The organism is Amycolatopsis sp. cmx-8-4, from assembly GCF_046548675.1.
Lineage (GTDB): Bacteria > Actinomycetota > Actinomycetes > Mycobacteriales > Pseudonocardiaceae > Amycolatopsis.
Map to the genome: position 1 here is coordinate 101,084 of NZ_JAEBDZ010000002.1, position 12,913 is coordinate 113,996.

A 12,913-nucleotide genomic window follows, 5' to 3' on the forward strand; every position below is an offset into this window, starting at 1 on the left:
ACGATGCGAGCGACGAAACAGGTACGCGTTCCGCGGCCACCACCCGCCCGGCTCACGGACGACAACACCCGCTCGCCGGATCCTCGGGGCTCCGGCGAGCGGGTCGGTCGTCAGCCGCACGCCCTTCCGTCGACCGCGAATGCCGACGGATTCGGATCGCTCCCCACGTAGCTGCCGTTGAACCCGATCGCGACCGACTGCCCCGGGCCCACCGAGCCGTTCCACGGCATGGCCGTGGCGGTTACATTGGCGCCGGACTGCGCCCACGTCGCCGACCATCCCTGCGTCACCTTCTGGGTGCCTGGGAAGGTGAAGCCCAGCTTCCAGGTCGTCCACGCGGTCGTGCCGGTGTTCTTCAGCGTGACGGTGGCCGTGAAGCCGCCGTCCCACGTGTTCGCCGCGTACGTCACCTGGCACCCGCCCGCCGGGGTGGCCGGCCGGGTGGTGAACTGCGCGGCAGGCGAGTCCGCGCTCCCCAGGCCCGCGCCGTTGCGCGCCACCACGACCACGGTGTAGGCGGTCGACGGCGAGAGCCCCGTCACCGTCGCCGTCGTTCCGGTGACGGTGGTGAGGACCGTGCGGGCCGAGCCGGTCACCCGGACGACGTCGTAGCCTCGGACACCGCTCTCCGGGTCTTCGGCCGCCGTCCACGTCAGCGTCGCACCGCCGCTGGAGATCGCGGACACGACCGGGGTGCCCGGGGCCGTCGGAGCCGTCGTGTCCACTGTGGAGGACGACTTCTCGGCGGTCCAGCCGGCCAGCCAGGCCAGCGCCGAGTTCCAGTTGATCGCGACCTCGTTGACCGAGTACGCCTGGATGTCGTCGACGAAGCACCGCTGGGGCGCGCAGCCGGCCAGCAGCCGCGCCGCGGTCGGGTCCTGCAGGCCGCTGTTGGGACCGCCCGACAGCGCGCCGGGCGGGGCGGTCGGCAGCGACGCGTCCAGCTGGTGCGCCCAGAACCGGTGGTGCACGTTCTTCACCGGCTGGTCACCGTGGCCCGAGACGTAGGAGTAGTTCGCCGGGTTGCGGCCCAGCAGGTAGTCCATCGCCGCGAACGCGCCGTCCCGGTACTTGTCCTGCTTCGTGAAGTCGTACGCCAGGGCGAGGACCACGCCGTTGTTGGCCACCAGGCCGTTGGAACCCCACTCGTACGAGCCGTCGGCGGTGCGGTAGGGCGCCGGGTACCCCATCGACGCCATCTGCGCCAGGTGACTGTCGGCGGTCGTGGTGACCGCCGTCCTGATCGCCGTGACGTCCGCCGCCGGCAGGTCGGTGGGCACCACGGCGAGCGTGATGTCCCCGAGCGCGCCCGTCGAAGCCCAGTCGAAGCCGTGCGTGGTGAAGCTCTTCCCGCGGTAGAGGGAAGAGCCGGTGACGTCGGCGCGGTAGCCGCTCTTCCCGGTGGTCGTGAACAGCTCGGCGGCGGCCCAGTAGAACTCGTCGGTCACGGTGTTGTCGCTGTACGTCCCACCGCCGGTGCCGTCATTCGGGTCGGCCAGGACGTTCGGGTTCGCCTTCGCCGCCGCATACGCCTTCTCGGCCGCGGCGAGCAGCTTCGCCGAGTACGCCGGATCGATGGTCCGCCACAGCCGGGACGCCTGCGCCGCGACGGCCGCCGTGTTCAGGGTCGCCGCGGTGCTCGGCGGGGACAGCCGGCGTGGCTGGCTGTCCTGGTCGGGCCGGGTGGGCAGGGACGTCCACTGCGCGTCGTGGATCTTGTGGTGCACCATGCCCGCCTGAGGTTTGCCGTCCGGCACCTGCATCTTCAGCAGGAAGTCGACCTCCCAGCGGGCTTCGTCGAGGATGTCGGGCACGCCGTTGGCCCGCTCCGGGATCGCCAGCTTGCCGTCTCCCAATGCGCTCGCGTCCCCCAGCCGCAGCGCCCGCTCGTACTGGTCCAGCAGTTCCCAGGCGGCGATCCCGCCGTTGACGACGTACTTGCCGTGATCGCCCGCGTCGTACCAGCCGCCGCGCACGTCGAGGGTGTAGCCACAGTTCAGGTCCGAACGGCAGGGGACGTTGTCGTCACCCTGGTTCGGCGCGACGTTCACGTGCCCCGCCGGGCGCGCGTAGGCGGCCCCGACGTACGCGGCGTCGATCGCGATCCCGCTGCGCTGGTGGTAGAAGAACGCCAGCGAGTCCTGACGTAGCTTCTGCAGCGCGTCGGCGGAGATGGCGAACGGGAAGCTCGTCTCGGCCCCGGCGCTCAGCGTGTAGCCCGTGCCCGCGGTGTCGTAGGCGGAGAAGTCGATTTCGTGCATGTTCTCACCGGAGGCCGCGTCCGCGCCCCGCGGTGTGGTCCGGCCGGTGGCCACCGCGCTCCCGGCGGCGTTCTTCAACGTCCACGTCAGCGGCGAGGTCGAGTCGCTGATCAGCGTCGCCCGCTTGGGCAGTCCGGGCACGTAGCTCTCCTGGTTCACCCGGATGCCGCTCGTCGGCGGCAGGCCGCCGGGCGGCACGACGCCGCCGACGAGGGAGATGTTGTCCAGGCACACGGTGTTGGCGGCGGCCTGACCGCCGAACCAGAACGCCAGCTGGCCGTTACCGGCGGCCGGGAAGTCCAAAGTGGACGAGAAGGTGACCGTGAAGTGCTGCGTCGACGGGGTCACCGTCAGGTCGGTCCGCGAGATCTGCCGGTAGGGCGACACGGCCTCACCCGCGACGGCGGAGATCTGCTGGGTGGTCGTCGCGTGCGCGTCGAAGCTCAGGGTGTACGGCTGTCCCGCCTCGAACGGCACCCCGTTCTGGCCCGCTAGCGCGTCGTAACCGTTGGCGGTGCCGCCGGGCACGTCCGTGCAGAACTCCCCGGCTGTGACACGGCCGCTCGTGCCCGCCCCGGCCCACCACGGGTCGAGGGTGCCGCCGGAGAAGGTGCCGTTGAGCACCCGCTCGTAGTCCGCGGCCGCCGCGGGCACGGCGATCGCCGTCACCCCGAGCGCCACCGCGGCCAGCAGGGCCAGACCGGCCCGCGACTTCGTTGCCCGCATACGCCATCTCCTCGTCTTCGTCGGCGTCGATGGTGATCCGGACTGGGAGCGCTCCCAGCACGGTAGCCGCCACCCAGGCCCCCTGGCAATCACCGGCGAACTTTCTTCGGAAGAAAGGAAAATTGATCACGGGTGAACTCTTTGCTCACCGGTTCCCCTGTGGTTTCATCGGAAGCGGCCCGCCTGAGAGCGCTCCCAGGCACACTCCCACGACGAGGTGGAGGCGGCACGTGAAACTGAAGCACGCTCTGTCCGCGGTAGCACTGATCACAGCCGGGCTCGTGGCTCCCGCCCTCACGGCGGCACCGGCCGCACACGCGGACACCCTGATCTGCGACCAGTACGGGACGACCACGATCGGTGGCCGGTACGTCGTCATGAACAACCGATGGGGCAGCAGCGCCCAGCAGTGCATCAACGTCACCGGCAGCGGTTTCCGGATCCAGACCCAGCAGGGATCCACCAGTGGCGGCGCCCCCTTGTCGTACCCGGCGGTCTACGTCGGTTGCCACTACGGGAACTGCTCCCCCGGCACGAACCTGCCGCGCCAGCTGAACCGGATCGGCAGCGCCCCGTCTTCGATCTCCTACACCTACGTCGGCGGGTCCACCTTCGACGCCTCCTACGACATCTGGATGGACCCGACCGCGAAGACCACGGGGGTCAACCAGATGGAACTGATGATCTGGTTCAACCGCACCGGATCGGTGCAACCGGTCGGCGGCCGGGTCGGCACCACCAGTCTCGGCGGCCGGAGCTGGGAAGTGTGGCAGGGCAACAACGGCGGCAACGACGTGGTCTCCTACGTCGCCCAGTCCCCGATCGCGGGCTGGTCGTTCAACGTCATGGACTTCGTCAACGACGTCGACGCCCGCACCCGCGTCGATCGTTCCTGGTACCTGACCAGCGTCCAAGCCGGCTTCGAGCCGTGGAGCGGCGGAGTCGGCCTGGCGGTCAACTCGTTCTCGGCCAACGTCAACTGAAGCTCGTCCCCGCCTGGCCCCCAGGTGCACTCCGGAAGGTGTGAACATGAAGATGACATCGCGGTCATTGTCCCGTGCGGCAATCGCCTCGACGTTCCTGGCGACGTCGCTCGGGGTTTCGCTGGTGCTCGCCACCTCGGCCGGCGCCGCCACGACGCTGGGTGCGTCGGCCGCTCAGACCGGCCGGTACTTCGGCACCGCCGTCTCGGCCGGCAAGCTCGGTGACGCGACCTACACGGGCATCTTGAACCGCGAATTCACCATGGTCACCGCGGAAAACGAGATGAAGTGGGACGCCACCGAGCCGAACCAGAACCAGTTCAGCTACAGCGGCGGCGACCGCATCCTCAACCAGGCGGTGAGCAACGGCCAGCGCGTCCGCGGGCACGCGTTGCTGTGGCACCAGCAGCAACCCGGCTGGGCCCAGGGCCTCAGTGGCTCCGCCCTGCGCCAAGCCGCGATCAACCACGTCACCCAGGTCGCCACCCACTACAAAGGCAAGGTCTACTCGTGGGACGTCGTCAACGAGGCCTTCGCCGACGGCGGCGGCGGTGGCCGGCGTGATTCGAACCTGCAGCGCACCGGCAACGACTGGATCGAAGCCGCCTTCCGCGCCGCGCGGGCCGCCGATCCCGGCGCGAAGCTCTGCTACAACGACTACAACACCGACGGGGTCAACGCCAAGAGCACCGGAATCTACAACATGTTGCAGGACTTCAAGTCCCGCGGCGTCCCGATCGACTGCGTCGGCTTCCAGTCCCACCTCTCCAACTCCGCTCCGGGCGACTACCAGGCCAACCTGCAGCGGTTCGCCGACCTCGGCGTCGAAGTCCAGATCACCGAACTGGACATCTCCGGCTCCAACCAGGCAAGCGTCTACGGCACCGTCACGCGCGCCTGCATGGCCGTCGCCCGCTGCGCCGGCATCACCGTCTGGGGCATTCGCGACAGCGACTCCTGGCGCACGGGTGAAAACCCGCTCCTGTTCGACAGCAACGGGAACAAGAAGGCCGCCTACACGAGTGTCCTCGACGCCCTGAACGCCGGCGGCGCGACCACCACGCCGACGACACCGACCACCCCGACGACTCCCACCACACCCACGACGACGACCACCCCCCAGTCCGGCGGGTGCAGCGCCTCGGTCTCCCTCAACTCGTGGAACGGCGGGTTCGTGGCGACGGTCAAGGTCACCGCGGGAACGACCGCCCTCAGCGGCTGGACCGTGACGACGAACCTGCCCTCCGGCGCGACCGTCACCAACGGCTGGAGCGCCGGCAACAGCGGCACCAGCGGCACGGTGAACTGGACCAACGTCAGCTACAACGGCAGCGTCGCGGCCGGGCAGTCCACCGAATTCGGCTTCCAGGGAACGGGAAGCGCCGACGGCGTCACGGCAGCCTGCGCCGCGGCTTGATCCGCTCCACGTCAGGGGGCCCGGCACCACGAGCCGGAGCCGGGCCCCATCGACGCCGGAGCGTACGTGCGACCGGCGTGACGCAGGCCATCTGGACAGTCCGTCCACTCGATATACGCTATGTCCATGACCAACGAGCACCCCTACCCGCCGGCCTTCCGCAGCGGCGACCTGGTTTCCGTCTCCGGACGGCTCGGCGTGACCGGAACCGGCGACCTGGTACCGGGCGGGTTCGACGCCGAATGCCCGCAGGCCTTCGCGAACCTCGACGCCGCACTGCGGTCGGTGGGCGCGAGCCGGGCCGACGTGGTGGAGGTCGTGGCGTACCTGACCGACATCGCCGACCGGCCCGGCCTCAACGCCCTCTACGAGGAGTTCTTCGCCGAACCACGGCCCGCGCGCACCTGCGTCGGAGTGGCGTCGCTGCCCTACGGCGCCGTCGTCGAGGTCGAGGCGCTCGCCCGGGTGCGGGATGCCTGAGGTTCCCGAGCGGGACGCGATCCTCGCGGCGCTCGCCCCGGTCGCCGACGGCATCGCCGCGACCCTCGGCTCGTTCTGCGAGGTCGTCGTGCACGACTTCCGGCAGCCGGACAGCTCGGTCGTCGCGATCGCCGGCTCGGTCACCGAACGCACCGTCGGCGGCTCGATGAGCGAGATCGGCATGGGCCTGCTCGCCCAGGGCGACGACGCCGAGGACCAGCTGAACTACGTCACCCGCACCGCCTCCGGCAAGCTGGTGAAGTCCTCGACGATGCTGGTCCGCGACAGCGGCGGCGCGGTGTTCGGCGCGCTCTGCGTGAACCTCGACGTCACCGCGCTGGGCCAGCTGCGGACCCTCGTCGGCGAACTGGCCGACGTCGGCACGACCGCGGAACCACCGACGACCACCTTCGGCGACGACATCGACGCCGTGGTCGACGCGATCGTCGACGAGCACCAGCTGCGCCTGAACAAACCCTGGGCCGCACTCAGCCGCGACGAGCGGCTCGACCTGTTCCGCAGCCTGCACGCCCGCGGCGTCTTCGCCGTGCGGCGGGCGGTCCCGCAGGTCGCCGCCCGCATCGGCATCTCCCGCGCCTCCGCCTACAACTACCTCTCCGACATCCGCACCCCAGGAGCACCATGACCGCGCCCGTGACCCTCGACGACATCCGCGACGCCGCCGTCCGCCTGGCCGGCGTCGCGCACCGGACCCCGGTGGTGCGCTCGCGCACCCTCGACGACCTCGTCGGCGCCGAAGTGCTGCTCAAGTGCGAGAACCTGCAGCGCATCGGGGCTTTCAAGTTCCGCGGCGCGTACAACGCCGTCTCGCGGCTCACACCGGAGCAGCTGGCCAAGGGCGTCGCCGCCTACTCCTCGGGCAACCACGCCCAGGCCGTCGCGCTCGCCGCGCGGGAACTTGGGAGCAGCGCGGTGATCCTCGTCCCGGAAGACACCCCGAAGTCCAAAGTGGATGCTACCCGGGGCTACGGCGCCGAGATCGTCACCTACGACCGCTACACCGGCGACCGGGTCGCGATCGGGCAGGCGCTGGCCGCCGAGCGCGGGCTCGCGCTGATCCCGCCCTACGAGCACCCGCACGTCATCGCCGGACAGGGCACCGCGGCCCTGGAACTGCTGGAGGACGCGGGTTCCCTGGACACCCTGGTCGTCCCGGTCGGCGGCGGTGGCCTCATCGCGGGCAGTTCCACGGCCGCGAAGGCGCTGCAGCCCGGCATCCGGGTCGTCGGCGTCGAGCCGGCCGCGGGTGACGACACCAAGCGCTCGCTGGCGGCCGGCGACCGCGTCACGATCCCCGTGCCCCGCACGATCGCCGACGGCCAGGCCGCCGAGATCCCCGGCGAGCTCACGTTCTCGATCAACCGGCACCTCGTCGACGAGATCGCGCTGGTCACCGACGACGCCATCCGGGACGCAATGCGGTTCGCCTTCGAGCGACTGAAGCTCGTCCTCGAACCCAGCGGGGCGACCGGTATCGCCGCACTGCTCAGCGGCCAGGTCACCGCGCCGGGCAAGGTCGGCGTGATCATCAGCGGCGGCAACATCAGCCCGGAGCGCTTCGCCGAACTGCTCGACGACTGATCCGGCGGGCATCCTTTTCTTCGCCGCCGGCATGCTTCGTCCGCACCGAGCCGACGAGACCATCGACGCGAATCCGCGTACGGATGCGTTCGGCGATGGCATGGGCTTCGTCCTCGTCGACGCCGGATGGCCGTGGGTGTCGTTGATGCGCTTGAACCAGTCCAGGTCGATCATCAGGACACCACCCCGTCCGTCGGTCGCGCGGGCACGGTCCAGCGCTGTCCTGGCTTGCTCGTGCCAAGTGACGGCGTTCAGGAGCCCCGTGCGCGGATCGGTACGGGCGGCGAGCTTGAACTGATCAAGCTGGACGCACTGGTGCAGCGCGAACGTCGGGACGATCATCAGCAACGCCACCGGCGGCCACCACCGCCGCCGGATCTCCCCAGAACGGGGAACCGGACCCCGCTGGATCACACCTGCTGGTGATCGCCAGGCAGCAGGAGGGGTATCACCGGCTGTGCCGGGTGATCTCCCGCGCGCAGCTGGCCGGCGGTGAGAAGGGCCGCCCGGTCTACGACGTCGAGGAGCTGGTCGACGAGCGACACCCCTTGACCTGTCCATGGCGACCGGTCCCTCGCGCGATTTCCGATGGCCCGCGGTGACCGGGCGACCACCGGATCGAGTGCGAGCCGAGCCTGCTGTTGATCAGGCAAGATGTAACCAGTCGAATACGAGACGGTGAGGTGGGCGACGTGATGGTCGAGGCGGGTGTCGTCGTCGGGTATGGGATCGCTTGGGTGGTGCGCAAGGTTCGGCGGGCCGCGGGGCGGTTGGACGCGGAGGTGAACGCGGTCGTCGACGGCAGTCTGGATCGGCTGCACGACATGGTGGCCGCCAAGCTCGGGCTGGATCCTGCATGGAAGGACCTGAGGGACGAGGCCGCGACTGACGAGCAGGTCAGCGACCTGACCCGGCAACGAGTCGAGCTGGCCATCCAGGCCGCTGCCGCCAAAGATGCCGAATTCACCAAAGCCGTCACGGACCTCGTGACACAGCTGCGGGCCGCGGAGGGACCGACTGCCGTCGGCGCCGGCTCTACGGCGATCGCCGGCGATGTGGATGTGCACGCCGAATCCGGCTCGGTGGCGGCCTGGAACATCACCGGCGGGGTCCATCTCGGGACCCCGCCACCGGACCCTTCGGCGCCGGGCCGGTCACGCGGCTGACCGCACCCGGCTCCCCCGGCATCTCGTCGCACCCCGGGCGAACCGATCCCGGCCGGCCTACGCCGGCGGTGTCCGGTGGGATTCGTGCCTCCGGCGGCGCGGTGGCCGCGCACTCGATCGACACGCTCCACCACTACACCGGGCCCGTGTACCAGGGTTCGGCGCGGCCGGTGACGCGATCGGGGTACCGCCAGCAGCTCGAGCTGGTCGCTGAGATCGCCCCCGTCGACGGGTTGCGGGGTCGGTCGGCGGAGTTGGCCGAGCTGGCCGCCTTCTGCCGTGGCGAGGCCGGGTACACGTGGTGGCGAGCACCGGCATGGGCAGGCAAGTCGGCGTTGATGTCGACGTTCGTCCTGAACCCGCCGGCCGGGGTGGTCGTGGTGTCGTTCTTCATCACCGCCCGCCAGGCCGGCCAGGACAACGCAGCCGCGTTCACCGAATCGTTGCTCGGCCAGTTGGAAGAGCTGCTCGGGCAGAGCGTGCCCGAGGGACTCACACCCGCAGAACGCGACCGGCACCGTCGGCTGCTGTTGCGCAGGGCCGCGCGAAGCTGCGCGGAGGCGGGTCGACGGCTGGTACTGGTGGTGGACGGCCTCGACGAGGACCGCGGCCCGGCAACGGGCCAGTCCAGTATCGCCCGCCTGCTGCCCAAGCAGCTCGGCCACGGCCTGAAAGTGGTCGTGGCGGGACGGCTGAACCCCGACATCCCCCACGACGTGTCGCAGGACCATCCACTGCGCGATCCGCGGATCATCCATCCGCTGTCCACTTCCTCGTTCGCACTGGCTATCAAGGACGCCGCCGAGCACGAGCTGCATAACCTGCTCGCCGACGCCCCGACCGTCCACCGGGACCTGCTCGGCCTGCTCGTCGCGGCAGGCGGTGGCCTGACCGCCGCGGACCTGGCTGCGTTGACCGAGCTGGCGCCGTACGCAATCGGCCAGATCCTGAAGGAGGTCAGCGGGCGCACGTTCACCGCCAGGACCACCTATCACGGGTCGCAGCGGGTCTACCTGCTGGCCCACGAAAACCTGCAGACCGCGGCCCGGGACGCACTCGGCGGGGAGATCCTTGCCGGGTACCGCAACCGGCTGCACGCCTGGGCTGACCAGTACCGCGCGCAAGACTGGCCCGCCGACAGCCCTGTCTACCTGCTGCGTGGCTACTTCCAGCTGCTGCGGGCCACTGACGACACCGGCAGACTCATCACCTGCGCCCTGGACACGGCCCGGCATGACAGGATGCTCGACCTGACCGGCGGGGACGCCGCCGCACTTGCCGAGATCGCCGCCGCTCACGAGGCGATCGCCGCCCAGGACGACCCGGACCTGACAGCCGCTCTCCTCCTCGCCCGCCACCGCGACGGCCTCGCCGACCGCAACAGCCACATCCCCTCCGAGCTGCCCGGCGTCTGGGCCACGATCGGTCAGTACGCGCGCGCCGAAGCCCTCGCCAACTCCATCACCAACCCGATCTGGCACGCAGCCGCGATGGGGCACCTGGCGAAAGCACTCGCCGAGGCCGGGCAGTACACGGAGGCCGAGACCGTGGCCGCTGCCATCACGAATCCGCGTGATCGGGCCTCCGCATTGGCGGCCTTGGTAAGTGCACTTGCCGAGGACGGACAGCACGAGCGGGCCGAAACCATCTCTCGCGGCATCACCGATCCGTCCTATCTGGCATCGGCGTTGGAAGATCTGGCGGGAGCTCTGGTCCGGACCGAGCAGTACGAGCGGGCTGAAGCCGTGGCCCTCACCATCATCGACCGAAATCACCGAGCGCAGGCGTTGACGGCGCTGACGGAAGCGCTGATCGAGGCAGACAAGCCCGAGCAGGCCGCCCAGGTCGTTGCCCGGGCTGTCGCGGCGGCCTCGGCGATCACCGATCCGAAGCAGCGGACGGACGCGACATACGCCGCGGTCCGAGTGCATGCCCGTCTGGGTCAGTACGACCAGGCCGAGACCCTCGCCCGCGCTATCGCCGACCTGGAGGCCCAGAACAGGGCCTTGTCGGATCTGGTCTGGGAACTGCTCTACACCGACCAGCACGAGCGGGCCGAGACCCTGGCGCGGTCGATCCAAGATCCGGCGCGGCAGGCACGGATGGTGATCGCGGTGGCGGACGCACTCGCCGAAGGCGGCCAGCACGAGCGAGCACTGCGGATCATCGCCGAGCAGGAAACCCTGGCCCGCTCGACCGACGACCCGGACGAGCCGGCGGAGAGACTCTCAAACCTGGCGGAAGTGCTTGCCCACGCGGGCCGGTACGTTGAGGCCGAAGCGATGGCCTGGGCGATCGTGGACCCGGAGGAGCAGGCCTCGGCGCTGTCACACCTGGCCGAAACCCTGGCGAAGGCCGGCGAACACGAGGAAGCCGAAGACGTGGCCCGCTCGATCGCCTATCCGAAGAAGCGGGCGACGGCGTTGGCCGTCCTTGCCCGGGTGCTGGCCGAGGTCGGCGAACACGAGCGGGCTGAACGTGTGGCCCACTCGATCGACGATCCGGATGGACAGGCGAGGGCGTTGTCCCGGGTGGCGAAGTCGCTGAGCGAGGCAGGTCACCATCAGGAGGCCGAGACGTTGGCCCGCTCCATCGACGGCCCTTACCAACAGGCATCGGCGTTGTCGGAGGTCGCGGTCGCGCTGGCCGGCACCGAACAGACCTCAGCACGCGCCGAGGCCGTCGTCCTGTCGATCAACGACCCGGAACGGCGGGCCAAGGCGTTGGCCGAGCTGGCCGGAGTGCTGGGCGGCACCGGTCAACATGAGCAAGCCGGCCGCCTCGCGGCCTTGGCCGAGACCACAGCACGAACCGTCACCGACGTGGACGAAGTGGCCGTGGTGACATCGGCCCTGGTGGACGCCCTGGTCCAGGCCCGCCAGTACGAGCTGGCCGAGACCGCGGCCCGGGCGCTCATCGACACGGCGTCGCGGGCGGAAGAGCTGACCGCGGTAGCGCGAGCGCTGAGCCAGGACAACCTGCACCAGCGAGCCGAGACCGTGGCCCGCTCGATCGACGACCCCAACCGGCAGGCGGCAGCACTGTCCGCAGTGGCGGCCGCGCTGATCGAGGTCGGTCAGCACAAACAGGCCGCCCAGGTCGCCGGCCACATTCGAGCGGCGATCCGCCTCATCACCCGCCCAGACGAGCAGACGCGAGCAACGCTGGACTTGGCGGTGCTGCTGACGAAAGCCGGCCGGCGCAGACAAGCCGCGCGAGTCTTCGCACGAGCCGAGTCCATGACACGTGCGCTCACCGACCCGGATTCTCCGGCGCGCGATCTGGCTGGGGTGGCGGAGGAACTGGCCAAGGCCGGCAAGCCCCGGGCGGCCACGAAGGTCGTCGTCCGAGCCGAGCGCGTGGTCCGGTCGCTCACCGACCCGGAGCCACAAGCGTGGGCGTTGTGCGACCTCGCGAACGCCTTGATGTCAGCCGGCCAGCACAAGCGGGCCGTACAGCTGACATACGAGGCCGAGACCGCGGCCCGCGCCGTGACCAATGCGCTCCACCAATTGGTGGTGATGTCCGCCGTGGCAAGGACCTACACCAAGCTCGGTCACCTCGATGTGGCCACAACCCTGGAGCACGCCATCGCCGACCCGTCGTGGCGGGGATACGTGACGCTCGAGGTGGTCGGAGAACTGGCCACGACCGGCCAGTTCGAGCAGGCCGAGGCCGTGGCCCGCACCATCGAGGACGAATACCCACGAGCACAAGGGATGTCCGCGGTGGCGGAGGAACTGGCCAAAGCCGGCCGTCACGAGCATGCAGAAACCCTGGCCCGTGCCATCACCTATTCAACGTTCCAGGAAAGTACGATGCTCACGGTGGTGAAAGAACTGGCCGAAGCCGGCCGGCACGACCATGCAGAAACCCTGGCCCGCGCCATCACCGAACCTATCAAGCAGGCGCAGGCCCTCTCGGACGTCGCGACCGCCTTGGCGGCGGCCGGTCGGCACGAGCAGTCCGAAACCATGGCCCGCTCGATCACCGACCCGGACTCACAGACGCGGGCATTGTCCACACTGGCCACCGCCGTGACGGCGGCCGGTCACGTCGCACAGGCACGCCGAATCGTCGCCGTGACATGCGCCGTCGGACGGTGGACAGCAGTGATGGGCCCAGTCTTCTCACTCCAGCCGTCAGCGATCGCGGCTGTCATGGACCTACTGCCCGACGGGCCTGCCAGTTCACAGTGCACGGGCTCGGGTTTCGCGTCGGCCCGGTTGTAGAGCCAGTGCCGTGGCTTCGTCTACTACGCCTGCGAGGTGAGATAGC

9 protein-coding genes and 1 pseudogene are annotated in these 12,913 nt (G+C 69.9%); 7 read left to right on the forward strand and 3 right to left on the reverse strand.

Annotation, left to right across the window (positions count from 1 at the left end; genetic code table 11):
• Positions 1–110: 110 nt before the first annotated feature.
• A complete protein-coding gene (locus tag ACLJQZ_RS04100) occupies positions 111–2,987 on the reverse strand; it encodes a glycoside hydrolase family 9 protein (RefSeq protein ID WP_410618662.1) in 2,877 nt (958 codons plus the stop codon).
• Between the two features lie 230 nt (positions 2,988–3,217).
• Here ACLJQZ_RS04100 and ACLJQZ_RS04105 point away from each other — a divergent pair, with 230 nt between their 5' ends.
• The 5 genes from ACLJQZ_RS04105 (at position 3,218) to ACLJQZ_RS04125 (ending at position 7,469) form a co-directional block, all read left to right on the forward strand.
• Positions 3,218–3,970, forward strand: coding sequence for a GH12 family glycosyl hydrolase domain-containing protein (locus ACLJQZ_RS04105; protein WP_410618664.1), 753 nt, complete (start codon positions 3,218–3,220; stop codon positions 3,968–3,970).
• 46 nt (positions 3,971–4,016) lie between these two features.
• Positions 4,017–5,387, forward strand: a complete 1,371-nt coding sequence (locus ACLJQZ_RS04110; RefSeq protein ID WP_410618666.1) for an endo-1,4-beta-xylanase — start codon at positions 4,017–4,019, stop codon at positions 5,385–5,387.
• A gap of 126 nt (positions 5,388–5,513) precedes the next feature.
• Positions 5,514–5,867, forward strand: a complete 354-nt coding sequence (locus ACLJQZ_RS04115; protein ID WP_410618667.1) for a RidA family protein — start codon at positions 5,514–5,516, stop codon at positions 5,865–5,867.
• A complete protein-coding gene (locus tag ACLJQZ_RS04120; RefSeq protein WP_410618669.1) occupies positions 5,860–6,513 on the forward strand; it encodes a transcriptional regulator in 654 nt (217 codons plus the stop codon). Before ACLJQZ_RS04115 ends, ACLJQZ_RS04120 begins: the two co-directional genes overlap by 8 nt.
• Positions 6,510–7,469, forward strand: a complete 960-nt coding sequence (locus ACLJQZ_RS04125) for a pyridoxal-phosphate dependent enzyme (protein WP_410618670.1) — start codon at positions 6,510–6,512, stop codon at positions 7,467–7,469. Before ACLJQZ_RS04120 ends, ACLJQZ_RS04125 begins: the two co-directional genes overlap by 4 nt.
• A 180-nt stretch (positions 7,470–7,649) precedes the next feature.
• On the opposite strand, the pseudogene ACLJQZ_RS04130 reads toward ACLJQZ_RS04125, so the two are convergent.
• Together ACLJQZ_RS04130 and ACLJQZ_RS04135 are read right to left on the reverse strand one after the other, a co-directional pair.
• Positions 7,650–7,811: pseudogene (locus tag ACLJQZ_RS04130) on the reverse strand (GGDEF domain-containing protein); the annotation flags it as partial.
• A 68-nt stretch (positions 7,812–7,879) separates the two neighbouring features.
• Positions 7,880–8,014 carry a hypothetical protein gene (locus ACLJQZ_RS04135; RefSeq protein ID WP_410618671.1) on the reverse strand — a complete coding sequence of 45 codons (135 nt, stop codon included), beginning with the start codon at positions 8,012–8,014 and terminating at the stop codon, positions 7,880–7,882.
• 147 nt (positions 8,015–8,161) lie between these two features.
• Between ACLJQZ_RS04135 and ACLJQZ_RS04140 the strand changes: the two genes are divergently transcribed.
• Together ACLJQZ_RS04140 and ACLJQZ_RS04145 are read left to right on the forward strand one after the other, a co-directional pair.
• Positions 8,162–8,635, forward strand: a complete 474-nt coding sequence (locus tag ACLJQZ_RS04140; protein ID WP_410618672.1) for a hypothetical protein — start codon at positions 8,162–8,164, stop codon at positions 8,633–8,635.
• Between the two features lie 146 nt (positions 8,636–8,781).
• A complete protein-coding gene (locus ACLJQZ_RS04145; protein WP_410618673.1) occupies positions 8,782–12,867 on the forward strand; it encodes a hypothetical protein in 4,086 nt (1,361 codons plus the stop codon).
• Positions 12,868–12,913: the final 46 nt, after the last annotated feature.